This is a genomic window from Candidatus Accumulibacter sp. ACC007 (assembly GCF_907163205.1).
Classification (GTDB): Bacteria; Pseudomonadota; Gammaproteobacteria; order Burkholderiales; family Rhodocyclaceae; genus Accumulibacter; species Accumulibacter regalis.
The window spans coordinates 22149-42714 of the sequence record NZ_CAJQUD010000002.1; the positions used below are offsets into that span (position 1 = coordinate 22149).

21 protein-coding genes are annotated in these 20566 nt (G+C 62.7%); 11 read left to right on the top strand and 10 right to left on the bottom strand.

Annotation, left to right across the window (positions count from 1 at the left end):
• Positions 1 to 26: 26 nt before the first annotated feature.
• From QZ634_RS10610 to apbC, 3 genes are all read right to left on the bottom strand, one after another.
• Complete coding sequence (locus QZ634_RS10610) at positions 27 to 2264, bottom strand: arginine/lysine/ornithine decarboxylase (RefSeq protein ID WP_291988178.1); 2238 nt, start codon at positions 2262 to 2264, stop codon at positions 27 to 29.
• Between the two features lie 108 nt (positions 2265 to 2372).
• Positions 2373 to 2939, bottom strand: a complete 567-nt coding sequence (dcd, locus tag QZ634_RS10615) for a dCTP deaminase (RefSeq protein ID WP_043565226.1) — start codon at positions 2937 to 2939, stop codon at positions 2373 to 2375.
• 159 nt (positions 2940 to 3098) lie between these two features.
• Positions 3099 to 4190 carry an iron-sulfur cluster carrier protein ApbC gene (apbC, locus tag QZ634_RS10620; RefSeq protein WP_291988180.1) on the bottom strand — a complete coding sequence of 364 codons (1092 nt, stop codon included), beginning with the start codon at positions 4188 to 4190 and terminating at the stop codon, positions 3099 to 3101.
• A gap of 154 nt (positions 4191 to 4344) precedes the next feature.
• Here apbC and QZ634_RS10625 point away from each other — a divergent pair, with 154 nt between their 5' ends.
• The gene (locus QZ634_RS10625) at positions 4345 to 5493 is read left to right on the top strand and encodes a PLP-dependent cysteine synthase family protein (RefSeq protein WP_291988182.1); all 1149 of its coding nucleotides are present in this window, start codon (positions 4345 to 4347) and stop codon (positions 5491 to 5493) included.
• Between the two features lie 13 nt (positions 5494 to 5506).
• Here the strand turns inward: QZ634_RS10625 and QZ634_RS10630 are convergent, their stop codons facing one another.
• Together QZ634_RS10630 and QZ634_RS10635 are read right to left on the bottom strand one after the other, a co-directional pair.
• Positions 5507 to 6322 carry an inositol monophosphatase family protein gene (locus tag QZ634_RS10630; RefSeq protein WP_291988213.1) on the bottom strand — a complete coding sequence of 272 codons (816 nt, stop codon included), beginning with the start codon at positions 6320 to 6322 and terminating at the stop codon, positions 5507 to 5509.
• A 63-nt stretch (positions 6323 to 6385) separates the two neighbouring features.
• The gene (locus QZ634_RS10635; protein ID WP_291988184.1) at positions 6386 to 6937 is read right to left on the bottom strand and encodes a thioredoxin family protein; all 552 of its coding nucleotides are present in this window, start codon (positions 6935 to 6937) and stop codon (positions 6386 to 6388) included.
• A 53-nt stretch (positions 6938 to 6990) separates the two neighbouring features.
• Here QZ634_RS10635 and QZ634_RS10640 point away from each other — a divergent pair, with 53 nt between their 5' ends.
• From QZ634_RS10640 to QZ634_RS10655, 4 genes are all read left to right on the top strand, one after another.
• On the top strand, positions 6991 to 7743 hold the full coding sequence (locus QZ634_RS10640) for a 16S rRNA (uracil(1498)-N(3))-methyltransferase (protein WP_291988186.1): 753 nt from the start codon (positions 6991 to 6993) through the stop codon (positions 7741 to 7743).
• A gap of 3 nt (positions 7744 to 7746) precedes the next feature.
• Complete coding sequence (pap, locus tag QZ634_RS10645) at positions 7747 to 9387, top strand: polyphosphate:AMP phosphotransferase (RefSeq protein ID WP_291988188.1); 1641 nt, start codon at positions 7747 to 7749, stop codon at positions 9385 to 9387.
• A gap of 1 nt (position 9388) precedes the next feature.
• Entirely contained in the window at positions 9389 to 10708 is a 1320-nt protein-coding gene (gene argA / locus QZ634_RS10650) for an amino-acid N-acetyltransferase (protein WP_291988190.1), read from the top strand.
• Positions 10709 to 10804: 96 nt separating this feature from the next.
• Positions 10805 to 11077 (top strand): oxidative damage protection protein, encoded by a 273-nt coding sequence (locus QZ634_RS10655; protein ID WP_043565215.1) that lies wholly within the window; start codon positions 10805 to 10807, stop codon positions 11075 to 11077.
• A gap of 130 nt (positions 11078 to 11207) precedes the next feature.
• Here the strand turns inward: QZ634_RS10655 and rpiA are convergent, their stop codons facing one another.
• Complete coding sequence (gene rpiA / locus QZ634_RS10660) at positions 11208 to 11870, bottom strand: ribose-5-phosphate isomerase RpiA (protein ID WP_291988192.1); 663 nt, start codon at positions 11868 to 11870, stop codon at positions 11208 to 11210.
• Positions 11871 to 12066: 196 nt separating this feature from the next.
• Between rpiA and QZ634_RS10665 the strand changes: the two genes are divergently transcribed.
• Positions 12067 to 12441 carry a diacylglycerol kinase gene (locus QZ634_RS10665; RefSeq protein ID WP_291988194.1) on the top strand — a complete coding sequence of 125 codons (375 nt, stop codon included), beginning with the start codon at positions 12067 to 12069 and terminating at the stop codon, positions 12439 to 12441.
• A 48-nt stretch (positions 12442 to 12489) separates the two neighbouring features.
• On the opposite strand, the gene ftsX is transcribed toward QZ634_RS10665, so the two are convergent.
• Genes ftsX through ftsY form a run of 3 tightly spaced genes read right to left on the bottom strand, consistent with a single transcriptional unit; the run spans position 12490 to position 15061 of the window.
• On the bottom strand, positions 12490 to 13389 hold the full coding sequence (gene ftsX, locus QZ634_RS10670) for a permease-like cell division protein FtsX (RefSeq protein ID WP_291988196.1): 900 nt from the start codon (positions 13387 to 13389) through the stop codon (positions 12490 to 12492).
• On the bottom strand, positions 13386 to 14075 hold the full coding sequence (gene ftsE / locus QZ634_RS10675) for a cell division ATP-binding protein FtsE (RefSeq protein ID WP_291988198.1): 690 nt from the start codon (positions 14073 to 14075) through the stop codon (positions 13386 to 13388). The genes ftsX and ftsE overlap by 4 nt, the downstream gene beginning before the upstream one ends.
• Positions 14072 to 15061 carry a signal recognition particle-docking protein FtsY gene (gene ftsY, locus QZ634_RS10680; RefSeq protein ID WP_291988200.1) on the bottom strand — a complete coding sequence of 330 codons (990 nt, stop codon included), beginning with the start codon at positions 15059 to 15061 and terminating at the stop codon, positions 14072 to 14074. The genes ftsE and ftsY overlap by 4 nt, the downstream gene beginning before the upstream one ends.
• Before the next feature lie 97 nt (positions 15062 to 15158).
• Here ftsY and QZ634_RS10685 point away from each other — a divergent pair, with 97 nt between their 5' ends.
• Genes QZ634_RS10685 through QZ634_RS10705 form a run of 5 tightly spaced genes read left to right on the top strand, consistent with a single transcriptional unit; the run spans position 15159 to position 19134 of the window.
• Positions 15159 to 16505: a pitrilysin family protein gene (locus tag QZ634_RS10685; RefSeq protein WP_291988203.1), complete on the top strand. Its 1347-nt coding sequence runs from the start codon at positions 15159 to 15161 to the stop codon at positions 16503 to 16505.
• A gap of 10 nt (positions 16506 to 16515) precedes the next feature.
• Entirely contained in the window at positions 16516 to 17811 is a 1296-nt protein-coding gene (locus QZ634_RS10690) for a pitrilysin family protein (protein WP_291988205.1), read from the top strand.
• A 4-nt stretch (positions 17812 to 17815) separates the two neighbouring features.
• Complete coding sequence (rsmD, locus tag QZ634_RS10695) at positions 17816 to 18370, top strand: 16S rRNA (guanine(966)-N(2))-methyltransferase RsmD (RefSeq protein WP_291988214.1); 555 nt, start codon at positions 17816 to 17818, stop codon at positions 18368 to 18370.
• Positions 18363 to 18860: a pantetheine-phosphate adenylyltransferase gene (gene coaD, locus QZ634_RS10700; RefSeq protein WP_043565317.1), complete on the top strand. Its 498-nt coding sequence runs from the start codon at positions 18363 to 18365 to the stop codon at positions 18858 to 18860. The genes rsmD and coaD overlap by 8 nt, the downstream gene beginning before the upstream one ends.
• Positions 18861 to 18873: 13 nt before the next feature.
• Positions 18874 to 19134: a YfhL family 4Fe-4S dicluster ferredoxin gene (locus tag QZ634_RS10705; RefSeq protein ID WP_169065557.1), complete on the top strand. Its 261-nt coding sequence runs from the start codon at positions 18874 to 18876 to the stop codon at positions 19132 to 19134.
• Positions 19135 to 19231: 97 nt separating this feature from the next.
• Here the strand turns inward: QZ634_RS10705 and QZ634_RS10710 are convergent, their stop codons facing one another.
• Positions 19232 to 20560: a peptidoglycan DD-metalloendopeptidase family protein gene (locus tag QZ634_RS10710; protein ID WP_291988209.1), complete on the bottom strand. Its 1329-nt coding sequence runs from the start codon at positions 20558 to 20560 to the stop codon at positions 19232 to 19234.
• Between the last annotated feature and the right edge of the window lie 6 nt (positions 20561 to 20566).

A 20566-nucleotide genomic window follows, 5' to 3' on the forward strand; every position in this document is an offset into this window, starting at 1 on the left:
TGGGCGGAAGGGGCGGCAGCACGTTCTCAGCGAACGCAATCCACCGAGTAGACCGGCTTGCCATTGACCACTGCCTTGACCAGGCCGTGGACGTCGGTTTCGAAGCCCGGGAAGCGCTCATTGAAATCGCGCGCGAAGCGAAGGTAACGGACGATGGTGGCGTTGAAACGCTCGCCGGGGATCAGTAGCGGAATTCCCGGTGGGTAGGGCGTCAGCAAGGTGCTGGTGATCCGTCCTTCGAGTTGATCGATCGGTACACGGTCGATCTCGCGGTGCGCCATGCGCGCGAAAGCGTCGGTCGGCTTCATTGCCGGTTCCATGTCCGAGAGATACATCTCGGTGGTCAGGTGTGCGACGTCGTTGGCGGCGTAGATGCCGTGAATCTGTTTGCACAGGTCCTTCAGCCCGTAGCCGGCGTAGCAGGCGTTCTTGGCCAGGAACTCCGGCATCACTTTCCACAGCGGCAGGTTCTGATCGTAGCCATCCTTGAACTGCTGCAGTTCGGTGACCATCGTGTTCCATCGGCCCTTGGTAATGCCGATGGTGAACATGATGAAGAAGGAATACAGGCCGCACTTCTCGACGATGATGCCGTGTTCGGCCAGGTACTTGGTGACGATTGCCGCCGGAATTCCCGAGTCGGCGAAGTCGCCATCGACGTCCAGTCCCGGCGTGATGATCGTCGCCTTGATCGGATCGAGCATGTTGAAGCCTTCGGCGAGCATGCCGAAGCCATGCCAGCGCTCGCCGGGCTTGAGGATCCATGCGGCGCGTTCTTCGATGCCTTCTTCGGAGAGATCGTCCGGTCCCCAGACCTTGAACCACCAGTCGGCGCCCCACTCCTGTTCGACCTTGCGCATCGCGCGCCGGAAGTTGAGCGCTTCGGCAATCGATTCTTCGACCAGTGCCGTTCCGCCCGGCGCCTCCATCATCGCCGCGGCGACGTCGCAGGAAGCGATGATTGCGTACTGCGGCGACGTCGAGGTGTGCATCAGATAGGCCTCGTTGAAGATGTCGCGGTCGAGTTTGCGCTCTTGCGAATCCTGTACCAGGATTTGTGACGCCTGCGACAGGCCGGCCAGCAACTTGTGCGTCGATTGCGTCGAGAAGATCATGGTGTCCTTGCAGCGCGGCCGGTCAGCCCCGATCGCGTGGTAGTCGCCATAAAAATCATGGAAGGCGGCATGCGGCAGCCAGGCTTCGTCGAAGTGCAGCGTGTCGATGGCGCCGTCGAGCATTTCCTTGATTTCCTCGACGTTGTAGAGGATGCCGTCGTAAGTGCTCTGGGTAATGGTCAGCACGCGCGGCTTGGCCTTGACGTCGCGGGCGAAGGGATGCGACTCGATCTTCTTGCGGATGTTTTCCCAGCGGAACTGTTCCTTGGGAATCGGTCCGATGATTCCGTAGTGGTTCCTGGTCGGCATCAGGAATACCGGTATCGCGCCGGTCATGATGATCGAGTGGAGCACCGATTTGTGGCAGTTGCGATCGACGATGACCACGTCGCCTGGCGCGACGGTCGAGTGCCAGACGATCTTGTTCGACGTCGAAGTGCCATTGGTCACGAAAAAAAGGTGATCGGAACAGAAGATACGCGCCGCATTGCGCTCCGAGGCGGCGACCGGGCCGGTATGGTCGAGCAATTGGCCGAGTTCCTCGACCGCGTTGCAGACATCGGCGCGCAGCATGTTCTCGCCGAAGAACTGATGGAACATGCGGCCAACCGGACTCTTCAGGAAGGCTACGCCGCCCGAGTGGCCCGGGCAATGCCACGAATAGGAACCGTCCTCCGCATAGTGCGTCAGCGCGCGGAAGAACGGCGGCGCCAGGCTATCGAGGTAGGCCTTGGCCTCCCGTATGACGTAACGGCCGATGAATTCGGCCGTATCCTCGAACATGTGGATGAAGCCGTGCAGTTCGCGCAGAACGTCGTTGGGGATGTGCACCGAGGTGCGTGTTTCGCCGTACAGGAAGATCGGGATGTCCTCGTTTCGGCAGCGGATTTCCTTGACGAAGGCGCGCAGGCTGGCGACCGTCTGTTCGGCCTTGCCTTCCCTGAAGTCTTCGTCGTCGATGGTCAGGATGAACGCCGAGGCGCGACTTTGCTGCTGGGCAAACGAGGTCAGGTCGCCATAGCTGGTGACGCCAAGCGCCTCAAAGCCTTTCTTCTCGATGGCCTTGGCCAGCGCCCGGATGCTCAGACCGCCGGTGCTTTCCGAACGGTAGTCCTTGTCGATGATGATTACCGGGAAATCGAGGTGCATGGCCAGTCCAGTACGAAATCAAGAGTAGTACGACAGGGGCCCGGCGAGCCCGGCGGCGTTGGCGACGCTTGTTGTCCGGCGACGATACGGCTGGCGTTCACGCACGGGTCACATTTTCGGCAGCGTCACGCCGGTCTGGCCCTGGTATTTCCCGGCCCGATCCTTGTACGAGGTTTCGCATTCCTCGTCGGATTCGAAGAACAGGACCTGGGCGATGCCCTCGTTGGCGTAGATCTTTGCCGGCAGCGGTGTCGTATTCGAGAACTCCAGCGTCACGTGGCCTTCCCACTCGGGTTCGAACGGCGTCACATTGACGATGATCCCGCAGCGCGCGTAGGTGCTCTTGCCGAGACAGACGGTGAGCACGCTGCGTGGGATGCGGAAGTATTCGACCGTACGGGCCAGGGCAAACGAGTTCGGAGGGATGATGCAGAAGTCGTTCTTGACCTCGACGAATGAATTCGGATCGAAGTTCTTCGGGTCGACGATCGTCGAGTTGAGGTTGGTGAACAGCTTGAATTCGTTCGAGCAGCGAATGTCATAACCGTAGCTCGAAGTGCCGTAGGAGACGATCCGTCGACCATCGATCTCGCGCACCTGGTTCGGCTCGAAAGGTTCGATCATGCCGTGCTCTACCGCCATGCGGCGGATCCACCTGTCCGACTTGATCGACATCGCTGCTCACCCTACCGTGCTAAATCTGGAAAGGTGCCCATTCTACGGCGTCCAGCCGGGAGAAGGAACCGCTTCTCGTCGGGCTGCCAGGCGACCCGGCGCACGGCCGGGTGCAATGTGGCAGCGGCAGTGGCGCCGGCGCGCTTCTTTCTCCAGCGCTCAGGTGTTCTGGACGACGATGCTCGGAAACTTGGCGCTCATGTCGCGGCTGCGCTCGGCAACCTTGACCGCGAGGCGGCGAGCAATCGTGCGGTAGATCTCCGCCGCCCGCGAGTCCGGGGCGCCGACCACGGTTGGCGTGCCCGCATCGGTCAACTCGCGGATCGAAAGTTCCAGGGGCAGGGCGCCGAGAAACTCGGTGTCGTAGTCCTGGCACATCTGCTGACCGCCACCTTGGCCGAAAATGTGTTCTTCGTGGCCGCACTGCGAGCAGATGTGGATGCTCATGTTCTCGACCAGGCCGAGAATCGGGATGCCCACCTTCTCGAACATCTTGAGGCCCTTGCGGGCGTCGATCAGCGCGATGTCCTGCGGCGTGGTGACGATCACCGCGCCCGTCACGGGAACCTTCTGCGCCAGCGTCAGCTGCGTGTCGCCGGTTCCCGGCGGCATATCGACGATCAGGTAATCGACGTCGTCCCAGCTGGTCTGCTTGAGGAGCTGTTCGAGGGCTTGCGTGACCATGGGTCCGCGCCAGACCATCGGCGAATCGATATCGATCATGAAGCCGATCGACATCGCCTGCAGGCCGTGCGCACGCAGCGGATCCATCGTCTTGCCGTCCTCGGACTCGGGTTTCTGGCCCGCCAGACCGAGCATCTGCGGCTGCGAAGGGCCGTAGATGTCGGCGTCGAGCAAACCCACGGTGGCGCCTTCCTGCGCCAGCGCCAGGGCCAGGTTCACTGCCGTCGTGCTCTTGCCGACGCCGCCCTTGCCGGAGGCCACGGCGATGATGTTCTTGACGCCGGGGAGGGGCTTCAGGCCACGCTGCACTGTATGGGCGACGATCTTGACGCCGACGTTGGCGCTGATATTGCCAATTCCGGCGACTGTTCTCAGTTTCTCGATCACCGTCCGACGAATTTCGTCGAGCTGAGTTTTCGCCGGGTAACCGAGTTCGATGTCCAGTGAGACGTCTGCCCCTTCAACCTTGATGTTCTTCGCCGAACGGGTCGACAGGTAATCTTTTTCGGTGTTCGGATCGATCAGATCCTTCAGCGCCGCCTGTACGGCTTCAATCGTTACAGCCATGGTTGCCAAAACTCCTTTGATGGATACCTGAGTGATTTAGTAAAGTTTACCCGAAAAAGCGCTGCAGCACACGTCCAGCGGCGCATAAGCCACGCGCCGTGGCGACGTGAGGGATGCCTTTGTCTCCCGCCGGCTGCCCTGTTAAGCTCGGCGCATGAAGACGCCTTCTGGACTCTCTCGCCGCGCCGACAAGAGCTGGGTGCTGGCTGCCATTCGCCGCATCGAAGCCGACTTTCAGCGCTCCAGCGATACTCATCTGATCCCTTTGCCTCTGCCCGGTTTTCCGGGTGTCGATCTCTATCTGAAAGACGAATCGAGTCACCCCACGGGCAGCCTCAAACACCGTCTGGCGCGCTCGCTGTTTCTCTATGCGCTGTGCAACGGCTGGTTACGCGAGGGGAGTACGGTGGTCGAGGCGTCCAGCGGTTCGACGGCCATCTCCGAGGCCTATTTTGCCCGCCTCGTCGGTCTGCCTTTTCTCGCCGTGATGCCGGAGTCGACGTCGCCGGAGAAGGTCGCGGCGATCGAATTCCAGGGCGGCCGCTGCCACTTCATTGACGATCCGATGAGCATCTACAGCGAAGCGCAGCGCCTGGCCGACAAGTTCGGTGGTTACTACATGGATCAGTTCACCTACGCCGAGCGGGCGACCGACTGGCGTTCCAACAACAACATCGCCGAGTCGATTTTCGAGCAGATGCGGCTCGAAAAATACCCCGTTCCGAGCTGGTTGGTCTCGAGTGCGGGTACCGGCGGTACCGTCGCTACCCTCGGCCGTTACGTGCGCTACCGTGCGCGGCCAACGCGCGTCTGCGCAGCAGACGCCGAGTACTCGGTTTTTTTCGACCACTATCGCCACCGGGACCCGGAACTGCGTGTGTACAAAGGCTCACGAATCGAGGGTATTGGCCGGCCACGCGTCGAGGCGTCGTTCCTGCCCGAGGTGATCGATGCCATGGTCAAGGTACCGGACGTCTGGTCAGTGGCGGCGATGTACGAGCTCTCCGCGCGCCTGGGACGTGGCGTCGGCCCGTCGACGGGCACCAATCTGATCGCCGCGCTGGCGTGCATGGACGAGATGCGCGCGAGTGGCGAAAGCGGCTCGGTGGTGACCCTGCTTTGTGACGCCGGGCAGCGCTACGCGGATACCTACTACAGCCACGACTGGTTGCAGCGCGCCGGCCTGAATTGCGCCATCGAGCGAGTCGCTGTGGCGGCTTCGCTCGATTCCGGTGAGATTGCCACTCCGCTGGCTGCCAGTTGGCAGAGCGCAGGGGAACTGCCCGGCGACACCGGCCGCTAAGCGCCGCTGCCGCTCACCTTTGGGCCGTTGCCGGCAGGCTATTCTGTCGTACCCAGTTTCGCCAGGTGGCAAAGACCGTTGGGTTGAGTGCGGCGATCACCGAGCGGCGCCAGACGTCTTCCGCGTCATAGTCGTCGTTGGTCAGGGTGCACACCTGTCCGCCGGTTTCGCGCAGGATGAGGCTGCCAGCGGCGTAGTCCCAGAGTTTCTGGCCGCCGTGCAGGTAGAGATCGAGACGGCCGGCGGCGAGGTTGCACCAGTCGAGTGTCGAGCTGCCGAAGTTGCGCTGCGAATAGAACGGCGGGCTGACGGCAATGCGATCAGCGAGTTGCTTGGGGATGCGCTTGAAGTCTACGCCGCCGACGGCGCGCCCGATGTCGGCCGTTACCGCGCGCAGCGGCAGGCGGCGGCCATTGAGGTAGGCGCCGTTGCCTTCGCGAGCATAGAACATTTCGTCGGTGATCGGGTTGTAGGTCACCGCCAGCCGCGTCCGCCGCGCGCGTATCCAGGCGACCGAAACGGCGAAGAAGGGGAGGCCGTTGATGAAGTTGGTCGTGCCGTCGATCGGGTCGATGCACCATAGCCCGTCGTTGTCGTTGCTGCCGCCGTGCCAGGCAGCACGTTGCGCCTCTGGCGTCATTTCTTCGCCGATGATCGGGCAGTCACGGATCTTCAGCAGACGGTCATGCAGGAAATTTTCGGCAGCCAGGTCGGCTTCCGAACAGAAGGACCCGTCGTCCTTGCGCTGATCGTGAATGACGCGCAGGAAGCGCGGCATGATCTCGCGCTGCGCCACCTCGCGGACCAGCGCGACAACGCCGTCGAGCATTCGTTTGAGTTCGCTGTCAGCGGCCGCCAGTCTGGCCGCGCTATCGATACCGTTCATCGTGAATCAGGCGCGCCATTTGATCGAACAACCGATGCTGGCGACCTGTTCGCTCGGGCCTTGTCCGGTCTCGGCGACCATGCGCATGGCTTCCAGCAACTCGCGACGAGCGTCCGTCGCCGCGGGCAGGCGGCCGCTGGCGTCGAGCCGGCCGCGGTACTGCAGCTCCAGTCGGCTGTTGAAACCGAAGAAGTCGGGTGTGCAAACGGCCGCGTAGCTGCGCGCGACCTTCTGTGTCGTGTCGCAGAGGTAGGGGAAGGAGAAGTTGCGCTGGCGGGCCAGTTGCTGCATGTTTTCAAGAGAATCCTCGGGATATTCGCTGGGGTCGTTGCTCATGATCGCGGCGACGCCGATGCCCAGTGCCTGCACTTCGCGTGCGTCGCGACAGATGCGGTCGATGATTGCCTTGACGTACGGGCAGTGGTTGCAGATGAACATCAGCAGCAGCCCGTTCGGGCCGCGTAGCGAGTCCAGCGTGTGCCGTGATCCCGTGGTGTCCTCGAGTGCGAAGTCTACGGCTTGCCAGCCGAAGTCACACACCGGGGTATTGAGCGCCATGACAGAGCTGCCTCCAAAGAACGACCATCCAGTAGCTAAGCTTTTATAATAACATGGTGAATGATCCCCGTTTTCATTGCCCGATCCCGCTGCTGGTTGGCGCGCGTGTCGAGTTGCCCGAACGCGTTGCGCATCATGCGCTGAAGGTCTTGCGCCTGCGCAGCGGCGCTGCCTTGACGCTGTTCACCGGCAGCGGTGGGGAATATTCCGCGCGAATAGCACTTGTCGAGCGTTCGCGAGTCAGCGTCGAGGTGCTGGGCTGGTCGCCCATCGAGCGTGAATCGCCGCTTGCGATCACCCTGGTGCAGGCGCTGCAGGCGGGTGAAAAAATGGACTTGACGGTGCAGAAGGCTGTCGAACTCGGCGTCCAGCGTATCGTGCCGGTGATCTCGCGGCGCAGTGTGGTGCGTCTCGCCGAGGAGCGCGCCCTGCGTCGGCTCGAGCATTGGCGGGGTGTCGTCGCGGCCGCCGGCGAACAGTGCGGCAGAAACCGGCTGCCGGAAGTCACCGCACCGGAGAGTATTGGCGACTGGTTGGCGCGCAGGCCCGAGTCCGATGTCCTGCGCTTGCTGCTCTCGCCGGCTTCCGGATGCTCGTTGATGGGCGTGCCGGCGCCTGTCCCCGGTACGCGTGTTGAACTGCTGATTGGCGCCGAGGGTGGGCTGGCGCCAGAGGAAATGCAACTGGCGTCGCAGTGCGGTTTTTTATCGGTGCGTCTCGGACCGCGTATCCTGCGCACCGAGACCGCTGGTCTGGCTGCGCTCGCGGCAATCCAGTTTTTGTGGGGTGACCTGAAAGAGGAGTAAGGAATGTTTGAATCGGCCGAGCTGGGACACAAGATCGACAAGGCAACCTACCGTGAAGAGGTCCCCAAGTTGCGCGCGGCGCTGCTTGAGGTGCAAGGACAGTTGAGCGAGAACGGCAGCTTTCCGGTGATCGTTCTGATCAGCGGCGTCGATGGATCGGGCAAGGGCGAAACCATCAATGTCCTGTACGAGTGGATGGACCCGCGTTTCCTGTCGACGCATGCTTTCTACGCCCCCACCGCCGAAGAGAAGGCGCGCCCGTCGATGTGGCGTTACTGGCGGGCACTGCCGCCGAAAGGTCGGGTCGGAATTTTCTCCGGCTCCTGGTATTCGGCGCCGATCGCCGAACGGATCAGTGGCGAAATGTCGCGCTCCGCTTTCGACCAGCGCATGGACGAACTCAACCGCTTCGAGGCGATGCTGGTCAATGAGGGCGCGCTGGTGCTCAAGTTCTGGATTCATCTGTCCAAGGACGCACAACGGCAGCGCTTGACCGACATCGAAGCCAACCCCTTGACCAAGTGGCGAGTCACCAAGGCCAGTTGGGATCGTCTGAAGACCTACGACAAACTGCAGGAGGTGGCCGGTCACCTGCTGCGTACCACCAGTACGCCCGGGGCGCCGTGGATTATCGTCGAAGGGACCGACGACCGTTATCGTTCGCTGACCGTTGGCAAGACGATTCTCGAAGCTGTCCAGCAGCGTTTGGCGGACAAGCGACCGCCGCAGAGCGCACCGGTCGCGCCGGCCTTGTCGCCACGCATCGACGGCCTTGACGTGCTCAGTGCGCTGGACATGTCGCAAAGCCTGCCGAAGAGCGTTTACTCGCCCGAGCTGGCGAAGTGGCAGGGGCGCCTGGCGGAGCTGACGCGTCACCCGGAGTTCAGAAAACGCGCCTTGATTCTCGCTTTCGAGGGCTCCGATGCGGCCGGCAAGGGGGGCGCCATCCGGCGCATCATTTCGGCCATGGACGCCCGCCAGTATCAGATCATTCCGATCGCTGCACCGACCGAGGAGGAGCGCGCGCAGCCGTATCTCTGGCGCTTCTGGCGGCATATGCCGCGTCGCGGACGGGTGGTGATCTTCGACCGCACCTGGTACGGCCGAGTGCTGGTCGAGCGAGTCGAAGGCTTCTGCAGCGAAGCCGACTGGCAGCGCGCTTACGCCGAAATCAACGATTTCGAGCACGATATCTTCCACGCTGGCGGTATCGTCATCAAGTTCTGGCTGCAGATCACTGACGAGGAGCAGTTGCAGCGCTTCGAGCAGCGCGCGGAGGTCGAGCACAAGCGTTTCAAGATCACCGAGGAAGACTGGCGCAACCGCGACAAGGCCGGGCCCTACCATGAGGCGGTCTGCGACATGATGGATCGCACCAGTTCCGGAACCGCTCCGTGGACCATCGTCGAGGCCAACGACAAGTATTTCGCGCGCGTCAAGGTCTTGCAGACCATCTGCGAGCGGATCGAGAAGGAACTGAAGCTCGCGCCGATGAAGGAACCCAAGGTCCCGAAGGTTGCGAAAGCAGCCAAGGCCGCAAAAGTCGAGAAGGTCAAAGAGGTCAAAGAGGTCATAGAGGTTAAAGCGGCCAGCAAGGGCGGCGAACCCGAGGCGCTCGACGCGAAGGCTGAAGCTGCCGAGTGACATGTCGGACGACTTCAGCTCTGCCCACTTCGTTACCTGGTTCCGTTCGGTTGCGCCGTACGTCAATCTGTTTCGTGGCAAGACTTTTCTGATCGCTTTTGGCGGCAAGGCAATTGCCGGGCCGCTGGCGCGTACGCTGGCCTACGACGTCAACCTTCTGGCGGCGCTTGGCGTTCGCCTGATCCTGGTTCACGGCGCGCGGCCACAGATCGAGGAGTTGCTGCGTCAAAAAGGGCTGGAGTCGGTCTATCACGGCAACTATCGTGTCACCGATGCCAGCGCCCTCGATTGTGCGATTGACGCGGTGGGCAGCATCTACGTCAGGATCGAGGCCCTGTTATCACAGGGCCTCGCCGATACGCCAATGGCCAATAGCACGATCAGGGTCGTCGGCGGCAATTTCGTCACCGCACGGCCGCTCGGTGTCGTCGATGGCGTCGACCTGCAGTATTCGGGTCAGGTGCGCAAGGTCGACAGCGAAGGAATTCGCGCGCAGCTGGGCCTCGGCAACATCGTTCTGCTGTCCTGTCTGGGGTCGAGCCCGACTGGAGAGATCTTCAATCTGGCCGTGGAGGAGGTGGCCGAGGCGGTCGCCACCTCGCTGCCGGTAGACAAGCTCATCTTCCTGACCGATAGCCGCGGCGCCACCGACATCGATGGCGCGCTGCTCGACGAGTTGACGGTGGACGCGGCCGAGCGACTGGTCAGTCTGGGTGACTGGCTGTCGAGCGATCTGAAGCGTTATCTCCCCTGCGCCGTGCGTGTTGGCCGTGCCGGTGTCGGACGAGTGCACATGATCGGCTACGACGAGGACGGTACGCTATTGCGCGAGCTGTTTACGCGTGACGGCGTGGGCACGGTAATCAGCCGCGAGTCGCTTGAAATCCTGCGCGACGCTCGTCCCGACGATATCGGTGGCCTGGTGGCCCTGATCGAACCGCTCGAAGAAGAAGGCTCTCTGGTTCGCCGTTCACGAGAGTTGCTGGAGCGCGAAATATCGCGCTTCTCGGTGGTTGAACACGATCGGGTGATCGTGGCCTGCGCGGCACTTTACCCTTATGGCGCCGAGGAGGCCGAACTGGCTTGCGTGGCCGTGCACCCGCATTACCGGCGTTGGGGTTATGGTGCATTGCTGATGAAGCGCATCGAGGCCAAGGCGCGTGCTTCGGGAGTCAAGCGCCTGTTCGTGCTGACGACCGTGACCTCGCAGTGGTTCAGGGAGCGCGGCTTCATTGTGCGCCAGGTCGATCAGCTGCCAGCCGAAAAACGGCTGGTCTACAATCTGCAGCGTCGTTCCAAGGTGCTGATCAAGTATCTCTAGGTTTTTCCCGTGTTTTCCGCTCGGTCCGTGCGGCCGGCGGGGACGCATAACGTTTGGCTCTGCGGGTTGTACGCAGCGTTTCAAGGAGTGGGTTGCATGGCAAGAATGGTTAACTGCATCAAGCTGGGGCGCGAGGCTGAAGGTCTTGATTTTCCCCCCTATCCGGGTGAGTTGGGCAAGCGCATTTATGAAGAAGTCTCCAAGGAGGCGTGGCAGCAATGGGTTCGCATGCAGACCATGATCATCAACGAGAATCGCCTCAATCTTGCCGATGCCGCACATCGCAAGTATCTGGCCGAGCAGTTGGAGAGGCATTTCTTTGGGAGCGGCGCCGACGCCGTGCAGGGTTACGTACCCCCCAAGCCATAGCCGCCGCTGGATCCCGGTCAGCGCGCGGTTGGTGATCCAGGACGTGGCTTGCGCGCTGGCCGTGATGTTGGCCAGAGCCGGTCGCTGGCGCAAGGGCCGGCGACCGCTTTGAGCGACCCCGCGCGATCGTTCATTTCGCGCTCAGCGTTTGCACGCCACCCTGCGTGGCGAGCAGACAGACATCGGCCGGCCGGTGGGCGAACAGGCCATTGGTCACCACGCCGACGATCTGGTTGATCCGCGTTTCCAGGCCGCTGGCGTCGAGGATGGCGAGTCCGCTGACGTCCACGATCAGATTGCCGTTATCGGTCACGAAGCCCTCGCGCAGCATCGGCGTGCCGCCGATTGCCGCCAGTTGGCGGCAGACGTGGCCGATGGCCATGGGAATGACCTCGACGGGTAGCGGGAAGTGACCCAGTACCGCGACCAGTTTGCTGCCGTCGGCGATGCAGACGAACTTCGCGGCCACCGCGGCGACGATCTTTTCACGGGTCAGGGCGCCGCCGCCGCCCTTGATCATCTGCAGCGTGGCGTTGATCTCGTCGGCACCGTCCACGTATACCGGGATGACGTCCACCGTGTCGAGATCGAAGACCGTGATGCCGTGGCCTTCGAGTCGCTTCCGGGTGGTTTCGGAACTGGCCACGGCTCCACGGATCCGGTGGCGAATCCCGGCCAGCTCGTCAATGAAGCAGTTGGCGGTCGATCCCGTTCCGACGCCGACGATTTCTCCGTCGACCAGGTAGGCAAGGGCTGCGCGGGCTACGGCTTTCTTCAGTTCGTCCTGGGTCATTGCGGCGCTCTGTTGGTTGGGGTGTGAACAGCTGAATCGTTGCTGACTGATTGAATAGGGCGGCATTGTAGCGAAGCCCGGCAAGTGACGACAGTCTCGGCCGCTGGCTGGCCGCAGCAAGCGTCGCAGCGTCACCGTCAGAGATCGCCGGCGACGCCGGTATACTTGCCGCTCATCGCCTAAGCAGGGGAGAGCCGTGACTGACGAAAGCCCGTTCAAGGGGAAGACCGGTTTGCAAAGGGTCTGGAATGCGCTTCACTATTCGCTGGCGGGGCTGCGCGCTGCCTACCTTGCCGAAGACGCCTTTCGCCAGGAGGTGCTGCTGGCCGCGCTGCTCATACCGCTGGCGTGTTTTTTGGCCCCTGACGGCTTCGGCCGGGCGCTGATGATCGCTAGCGTATTGCTGGTCCTGATCGTCGAACTGCTCAACTCGGCGATCGAGGCGACCGTAGACCGGATATCGCTCGACAGCCACCCCTTGGCCAAGCGCGCCAAGGATATCGGCAGCGCTGCGGTATTGCTGGCCTTGCTCAACGTGTCCTTGGTGTGGGTTTGCGTGCTGATCGGCTGAGTCGCTCGTCAGGGCCTGCTGTTTCCCGGCCTGGCGCCGGCGCGGCACTCAGCTGATGCGGCGCAGATGGATCAGCGCCGAGATCTTGGCCCCCAGCCAGCCCAGGCCCCCGCCGATGGCAGTGAGCGCGACAATGTCGTTGCTTGCCAAGCCCTGCAAGGTGAACGAGCCGCCATAGAGGCGTGCCAGTTCAGCGACCGGAGGGGTCAGCAGATGGCTGCCGGTGCTGACCAGGGCCGCTGCACAGAGGCCGCCGAGAGCTCCTTGCAGCATGCCGAAGTAGTGCAGCGGGCGCTGAATGTAGCTATTCGTCGCGCCGATCAACTTGGCGACCTCGATCTCCGCCGCCTGGGCCAGGATCTGCAAGCGAATGGTGTTGAAAGTGATGGCCACCAGCGCACCGGAAAAGAGCACGGCCAGCAGAACGACGATCAGTTTCCCGAGGCGGAGCAGCGCGTCGAGTCGTTTGACCCATGCCGAGTCGAGCTGAACGTGCGCCACCTTCGGCCAGCTGGCAAAGGTTTTCGCGAGCAACTCGAGCGACTCTGGCTGCGCATCTGCAGGCGTGACGACGAAGGCGTCCGGAAGTGGGTTCTTGGGCAGGCTGCCAATGATCTCCGCCATTCCCGCGGACTCCCGCAGGCGCTTCAGCGCCTGGTCGCGAGGGACGTAGTGCCAGCTTCCCGGGCTCGCCTGCTGCAGCAGCGACTCGATTTTGGCGACGTCGGGCGGGCCGGCCTCGAGGGCCAGGAAAATGCTGATCTGCTGGACGCCAGGGGTATCACCGGTGACCGCTCGCAGGTTTTCTATCGCCAGCCAGCCGGCGGTCGGCAGGGTCAGCGCGACGCCGATCACCAGCAATGACAGCAGCGTGTTCAGTGGTGCGCCCAGCAGGCGACGCAGCGCGTCGCGCAGCGCGGTGAGGTGTTGTACCAGCCAGGTCGTCATGGCGCGACTCCGTCTGCGCAGGGCGTACTCGCCGGCTCACTCATCTGGCCCTGGTCGAGGCGCAGAATCCGGGGATTCACCCGCGCCATGATCAGCGGGTCGTGGGTGGCAATGACGACGGTTACGCCGACCTGCTGAAAGGCGCGAAAGATGTCGATGATTTCGATCGCCGAAGCGGCGTCGAGGTTGGCAGTCGGTTCGTCGGCGAGAATGATTGCCGGCCGATTGACCACCGCTCGGGCGATCGCCAGGCGCTGCTGCTCGCCGCCGGAGAGGGTGATCGGAAAGGCTTTGGCGCGGTTCGGCAGGCCGACCTTGGCGAGCGCGGCCTGCGCGCGACGTGGCGCATCCTTGACCGGGTGGCCGACGATCGACAGTGGCAGGAGCACGTTGTCGAGAACGCTGCGGTCGAAGAGCAGTTTCTGGTCCTGAAAAATGAGCCCCAGCTTACGGCGCAGGTAGGGAATGGCGCTCTTGCGCAGTGCCGCGAGATTCTGGCCGTTGATCACGATGCTGCCCGAGGTTGGCCGCTCGATGGCGGCCAGCAGCTTGAACAGCGTCGATTTCCCGGCGCCCGAGTGTCCGGTCAGGAAGACCATTTCCCCGGCGGTGATCTCGAAGCTCACGTTCCTGAGCGCTTCGTGACCTTCAGGGTAGCGTTTGGTGACAGCGTTGGCAGTAATCACTCGAATAGCGCATCGACAAAGTCACGGGCGTGGAAGGGTCGCAGGTCGTCTATGCCTTCGCCGACGCCGATGTAGCGAACGGGTTTCGGACACTGGCGCGCGATCGCGGCGACGACACCGCCCTTGGCCGTGCCATCCAGTTTGGTCAGCACCAGGCCACTGACCTTGATCGCCTTGTCGAAGGCCATGACCTGCTGCAGTGAATTCTGGCCAAAACTGGCGTCGATGACCAGCAGGGTCTCGTGCGGTGCGGAGGGGTCGGCTTTCTGGATCACTCGCCGCACTTTGGCGATTTCGTCCATCAGATGCAACTGCGTGGGCAGGCGACCGGCCGTGTCGGCGAGCACGACGTCGATGCCGCGCGCCTTGGCGGCAGCAATGGCGTCGAAAATCACCGCCGCCGAGTCGCCGGACTGCTGGGCAATGACCGTCACCTTGTTGCGCTCGCCCCAGGTCTGCAACTGCTCACGCGCTGCGGCGCGGAAGGTGTCGCCTGCGGCAAGGAGAACCGACAGGCCCTGCGCCTGGAAGTGCTTGGCGAGTTTGCCGATCGAGGTCGTCTTGCCGGCACCGTTGACGCCGGCAATCATGATCACGAAAGGCTTGTGCGATTGCACATCGAGCGCCTCCTCGAGGGGCTGCAACAGCTCGTACATGGCGTCGGACAGCGCCTTCTGGATCGCCTCCGGGGTGGCCAGCTTGTCGCGTTTGGCGCGCGCCTTCAGCTGGTAGAGGAGATGCTGGGTGGCGTCCAGGCCGACGTCGCTGGTCAGCAGCACGGCTTCCAGTTCTTCCAGCAGTTGCTCATCGACCGTGCCGCGCGAGAACAGCGATTTCAGCCTGCCGCCAAACTGCGCACGCGTGCGCGACAGGCCGCTCTTCAGCCGGTAGCGCCACGAGGCTGCCGCCACCTCCGCGTTTTCGCCGACGCTTGGCGTGCTGCTGGCGGGAGTAGGCTTGGGAGCTTTTTTGTGGAAACCAAACATGGTGCTTTCGTGTCTCCAAGGCGGTCGGGAAGCGGGCCGGTGGTAAGATGCCGGCGCAAGTACCCGACACATCCGGCAATTTTATCAGAAGCGATTCATGCTCATGCGCCAGGCGAGACTGATTCCTCTATTGCTGCTCCTGGCCGCGCCTCTGCCCGCGCTGGCCGAAACCTTCGAGCAGCAGCTGCCGAACGGCCTGCGGGTCATCGTCAGGGAGGACAGGCGTGCGCCGACGGTCGTGCACATGGTCTGGTATCGCGCCGGCAGCATGGACGAAACAAATGGCCGAACCGGCGTCGCGCATGTTCTCGAACACATGATGTTCAAGGGTACACCGAGCGCCGGGCCAGGCGAGTTCAACCGTCGCGTCGCCGCTGCCGGCGGCCGTGACAATGCCTTCACCAGCCGCGACTACACGGCCTATTTCCAGCAGGTGCCGAAGCACCAGCTCGCCGAGATGATGCAGCTGGAGGCCGACCGCATGCGCCATCTCACCCTCGACCGCGACGAGTTCGCGCAGGAGCTCAGGGTGGTCATGGAGGAACGTCGCCTGCGCACCGATGATCAGCCGCAATCATTGCTCTTCGAGCAGCTGACCGCCAGTGCTTTTCAGGCGCACCCGTATCGCGTACCGATCATCGGCTGGATGAACGACCTCGAGAATCTGGCTCCTGCCGATGCGCGTGCCTGGTATGACAACTGGTATGCGCCGAACAATGCCTATGTGGTGGTCGTCGGCGACATCGATCACCAGGCAGTGTTCGCGCTTGCCGCGCAGCACTATGGTCCCCTGCCGGCGCGCCCGTTGCCGGTCAGGAAACCTCAGGACGAACCCCCTCAGCTCGGCACGCGTCGGCTGACCGTCAAGGCGCCGGCAGAACTGCCGCTGCTGATGATGGCCTACAAGGTGCCGGTCATCCGCAATGTCCACCAGGATGTCGATCCCTATGCGCTGGAAATTCTCGCCGCAGTGCTCTCCGGCCACGACGGCGCACGCTTGTCGACGAACCTGGTGCGCAGGCAACACCTGGCTGTCGAGGCTGAGGCCAGTTACGACTCGACCGCACGCGGCCCGGGCGTCTTCTACCTGCAGGGCTCGCCCAGCAAGGGAAAGACCGTCAGCGAACTCGAAGCCGGGCTGCGTGCTGAAATCGCTGCCGTGCGGCAGAACGCGGTCAGCGCGGATGAGCTTGTGCGTGCCAAGGCGCAACTGATTGCGGGCCAGATCTACAAGCTTGATTCGATGTTTGAGCAGGCCATGGAGATCGGCCAGCTGGAAGCGGTGGGTATTCCCTACACACAGAACCGGCGCCTGATCGAAAAATTGCAGGAGGTGACTGCCGAGCAGGTTCAGGCGGTCGCCCGCAAGTACTTCGGTGACCAGCAGCTGACGGTTGGCGACCTCGATCCGCAGCCCTTGCCGTCCGCAGCGGCTCGCCGATGAGTGCCTGGCGATGAGCTCCTGCAAGCTTCTGTTCCTGCTGTTGCTTTCTCTGGGCATGCAAATGACGCACGCCGCGCCCCAAATCGAGCGCTGGCAGACGACAGCCGGCGCGCGCGTGCTGTTCGTCGAGACCCATGCGCTGCCAATTGTCGACATTCAGGTCGATTTTGCCGCCGGCACGGCGTATGAAGGCACCGGGCAGGCGGGCGTCGCTTCCCTGACTCGGGAACTCGTCGAACTCGGGGTCGCCGGAATGGACGAGACGCAGCTAGCCGACCGGATGGCGGATGTCGGCGCCCAGCTGACCGGTGGCGTCGACCGGGATCGCGCTTCGATTGCTCTGCGTACGCTGTCGATGGCCGACAAGCGCACGGTTGCCTTCGATCTGCTTCGCGCCATCCTGAGCACGCCCCAGTTTCCCGCCACCGTTTTCGAGCGTGAGAAGGCGCGTTCCGTGGCTTCTCTCAAGGAAGCGCTCACCCGTCCAGAGACGCTCGCCGACCGGGCATTGTGGAGCGCCATGTACCCGTCGCATCCCTACGGACGGCAGGCGACGGCGGAGTCGGTGGCGGCGCTGGAACGGGCGCAGGTGCGCGCTTTCCATGCCGCCAATTACACCGCGCCGCGAGCGACGCTGACCATCGTTGGCGATCTGTCGCGTGCGCAAGCCGAGGCAGCGGCCGAGAAGCTGACTGCGGCACTGCCGGCAACGCCAGGAATGACCGCGATTGCCGTCCCGGAATTGCCGCGCTCCGGCGAGCAGCGGATTGCGCATCCGGCGCTGCAGGCGCACCTGCTGCTCGGATTGCCGGCGCTCAAACGCGGTGATCCTGATTTCTTCCCCCTGCTGGTCGGCAATTACTCGCTTGGCGGCGGAGGCTTTGTCTCCCGCCTGATGAAGGCGGTGCGCGATCAGCGAGGTCTGGCGTACAGCGTGCATAGTTATTTTCAGCCCCTGGCGCAGTTGGGGCCCTTCGAGATCGGTCTGCAGACCAAGAAGGAGCAAGCCCAGGAGGCGCTGAGGTTGACTCGCGAAGTACTCGCCGGCTTCCTGGCGCAAGGCCCGAGCGACGAGGAGTTGCTGGCGGCGAAGCAGAATCTGATGGGCAGTTTTCCGCTGCGCCTGGACAGCAATCGCGGGATTCTGAACAGCGTCGCGGTAATCGGTTTCTATGAGCTGCCGCTTGATTACCTCGATCGCTACCCGGACAACATCGAAAAAGTGACTCTCGCCGACATCAAGGCTGCGTTCGCGCGTCGTGTGCGCCCGGAACACCTGGTGACGGTGATCGTCGCCGGGGAGTGAGGCGCTGAATACGGTGCGCATCATCGGCGGGGAGTGGCGGCGGCGTGTCTTGCGCTTTCCCGATTCTCCAGGTCTGCGGCCGACGCCGGATCGTGTGCGCGAGACCCTGTTCAACTGGCTGGGCAACGACCTGAGCGGCCTTTCCTGCCTCGATCTGTTCGCTGGCAGCGGCGCGCTCGGCTTCGAGGCGGCGTCGCGCGGCGCGGCCAGAGTGACGCTGGTCGACAGCTCGCCGAAGGTGGTGGCCGCGCTTGAGCTCAACGCGAGAACGCTGGGCATGGCTGGGCGCCTGGAGATTGTGCGCTCGGATGCGGTAAGATTCGCAGCTTCCGCACGCTCGCGCTTTGACGTGCTGTTTCTCGATCCGCCTTTCAATGAGGGCTGGATCGAGCGTCTGGTGACGAACGTGCCGGCCATCCTGGCCGCGGATGGCGTGATTTACGTGGAGGCTGAAAGGGCTCTGGACGGTTGCGGCGACTGGCGCACGGTGCGTCGTGGGCGGGCAGGCCAGGTTTACTATCACTTGATGAGGCGAGGCGAAGCGGATGGCGCTGAATAGGCGGATGGCAATCTATGCAGGTACCTTCGACCCGATGACCCGGGGTCACGAGGATCTCGTGCGGCGCGCGAGCTGCCTTTTCGACCGGGTAATCGTGGGGATCGCCGAGAGCCAGCCGAAGCGGCCGTTTTTCTCTCTTGAAGAGAGGGTCGAGATGGCTCGCGAGTTGTTGGTGCCCTACCCGAACGCCGAAGTCTGCGGTTTCAACGGCCTGCTGATGGATTTTTTGCACGACAAAGGTGCCAAGGTGATCATCCGCGGCCTGCGCGCGGTGTCCGATTTCGACTATGAGTTCCAGATGGCGGGGATGAACAGAAACCTGTTCCCGGAGGTCGAAACACTGTTTCTGACCCCCGGTGAGCAGTACATGTTCATTTCGGCGACCATGGTGCGGGAAGTCGCCGTGCTCGGTGGCGATGTCAGCAAGTTCGTACACCCGGCCATCTGTGAGCGGCTGGCCAAACGAGTACGAGAAATTTCAACGATCTGAAGGAAGCACAAGAATGTCTCTGATTATTACCGATGAATGCATCAACTGCGACGTGTGCGAGCCCGAATGCCCGAACGAGGCGATCACGCAAGGGGAGGAAATCTACGAGATCGACCCCAACAAGTGTACAGAGTGTGTCGGGCACTACGATACGCCGCAGTGCGTCGAGGTGTGCCCGGTCGATTGCATTCCCAAGGATCCGGCGAATCAGGAAAGCGAAGACGTGCTGTGGATCAAATACGAAAAGCTTACCGGCAATCCTGGGCGGCCCTGAAAGCTGGCGCCGCAAGTTTGCCGACGAGCCGTCCCTGCTTCAGGGACGGCTTTTTTTCGAGCACCTGAGAGCCTCTCACCGACGATGGCTGCGGCGGCTATTCGGCTGTCGCCAGGGTCATTTCTCCGGCCATCGCCAGTTGCTGGCGTAGTTTCTGCTTGGCTGCCTCGAAGCGGGCGAGATGGGCCTTGCCGAGTGGAATGGCAATCGGCAAGGCAATGGCCAGCGGATCGACCGGCTTGTCCTTGACCCGGAACTCGTAGTGCAGATGTGGGCCGGTCGCCAAGCCGGTTTGTCCGACGTAGCCAATGGTGTCGCCCTGACGTACGCGCGCCCCTTTGCGAATTCCCTGGGCGAAGTTCTTGAGGTGGCCGTAAGCCGTCGAGTAGCTGCCTTGATGCTTGAGCACGATCAGGTTTCCGTAACCTCTCTCGCGCGCCGCCGTTTCGACGACACCGTCGGCAACCGCAAGAATGCCGGTCCCTGTGCGCGCCGCATAGTCCACGCCTTTGTGAGCTCGCCAGGTGCGCAGTATGGGATGGAAACGTGCGCCTGAAAAGCCCGACGAGATACGGGAGAATTCTATCGGTGAGCGTAGAAACGCCTTGCGCAGGCTGCTGCCGTCGGCCGCGTGGTATGCGCCCTCGCCCTGCTCCGGCTGAAACCAGTAGGCTTGCAAGACGTTCTGGTCATTGACCAGCTCGGCAGCCAGGATGCGCCCGCTACGTACGGCCTGGCCGCGGTAGGTGAGAGTCTCGTAAACCAGCGAAAAGCGGTCTCCCTTGCGCAGGTCGCGATGGAAATCGACCTCGCTGCCAAAAATAGCCACCATTTGCATGGCGATGGCGTCGGGAATGTCGGCGTCGTCGGTCGCACCGAACAGCGAGTGGTGGATTTCACCGGACTTGACGACCGTCCGGCTCTCCAGTTGCAGCGCTTGTTCATGAGCGACGAAGCCGTCACCGCTGCGTTCGACGACCAGCAGCGCGTCCTTGCCGGGTAGCTCGACATAGAGGCTGTGCAGATCTCCCCAGGCGCCGGCCCTGGCGCTGACGGTATTGCCCGGCTGCAAGTGCCGAGCCATATCCTTTGCTTGCCGGTTGCTGCGGATGAAATCTAGCGCTTCCCCGTCGTAGATGCCCAGGCGGTGCATCAGGCTGGCGATCGTGTCGCTGCGGCGGACACGCTCCTCGCGCAGAAATACCGTGCTGCCGGTATCAAGCAGAGTGATGGATGGCGCCGGCAGTTTTTCGAGAACTGTGGTCAGCTTGACGGTAGCGTCCTTGGCCGACGGGGCAACGGCGAATGCGGCGACCATGCCGAGCAGTGAAAAGCCACCGATGGCGGCTGCTGCCCAGCGGTGACGACGCAGTCGGTCGATCGTTGGGTGTGAATGCGTTAGAATCCGGCTCTCCTTGATATCCATGGGTTG

Bases quoted from the DNA above. Each gene is read 5' to 3' on its own strand.
- QZ634_RS10610 (WP_291988178.1), bottom strand. From the start codon at position 2,264: ATGCACCTCGATTTCCCGGTAATCATCATCGACAAGGACTACCGTTCG.
- dcd (WP_043565226.1), bottom strand. From the start codon at position 2,939: ATGTCGATCAAGTCGGACAGGTGGATCCGCCGCATGGCGGTAGAGCAC.
- apbC (WP_291988180.1), bottom strand. From the start codon at position 4,190: ATGGCTGTAACGATTGAAGCCGTACAGGCGGCGCTGAAGGATCTGATC.
- QZ634_RS10625 (WP_291988182.1), top strand. From the start codon at position 4,345: ATGAAGACGCCTTCTGGACTCTCTCGCCGCGCCGACAAGAGCTGGGTG.
- QZ634_RS10630 (WP_291988213.1), bottom strand. From the start codon at position 6,322: ATGCTCGACGGCGTTGTCGCGCTGGTCCGCGAGGTGGCGCAGCGCGAG.
- QZ634_RS10635 (WP_291988184.1), bottom strand. From the start codon at position 6,937: ATGGCGCTCAATACCCCGGTGTGTGACTTCGGCTGGCAAGCCGTAGAC.
- QZ634_RS10640 (WP_291988186.1), top strand. From the start codon at position 6,991: ATGGTGAATGATCCCCGTTTTCATTGCCCGATCCCGCTGCTGGTTGGC.
- pap (WP_291988188.1), top strand. From the start codon at position 7,747: ATGTTTGAATCGGCCGAGCTGGGACACAAGATCGACAAGGCAACCTAC.
- argA (WP_291988190.1), top strand. From the start codon at position 9,389: ATGTCGGACGACTTCAGCTCTGCCCACTTCGTTACCTGGTTCCGTTCG.
- QZ634_RS10655 (WP_043565215.1), top strand. From the start codon at position 10,805: ATGGCAAGAATGGTTAACTGCATCAAGCTGGGGCGCGAGGCTGAAGGT.
- rpiA (WP_291988192.1), bottom strand. From the start codon at position 11,870: ATGACCCAGGACGAACTGAAGAAAGCCGTAGCCCGCGCAGCCCTTGCC.
- ftsX (WP_291988196.1), bottom strand. From the start codon at position 13,389: ATGACGACCTGGCTGGTACAACACCTCACCGCGCTGCGCGACGCGCTG.
- ftsY (WP_291988200.1), bottom strand. From the start codon at position 15,061: ATGTTTGGTTTCCACAAAAAAGCTCCCAAGCCTACTCCCGCCAGCAGC.
- QZ634_RS10685 (WP_291988203.1), top strand. From the start codon at position 15,159: ATGCTCATGCGCCAGGCGAGACTGATTCCTCTATTGCTGCTCCTGGCC.
- QZ634_RS10690 (WP_291988205.1), top strand. From the start codon at position 16,516: ATGAGCTCCTGCAAGCTTCTGTTCCTGCTGTTGCTTTCTCTGGGCATG.
- QZ634_RS10705 (WP_169065557.1), top strand. From the start codon at position 18,874: ATGTCTCTGATTATTACCGATGAATGCATCAACTGCGACGTGTGCGAG.
- QZ634_RS10710 (WP_291988209.1), bottom strand. From the start codon at position 20,560: ATGGATATCAAGGAGAGCCGGATTCTAACGCATTCACACCCAACGATC.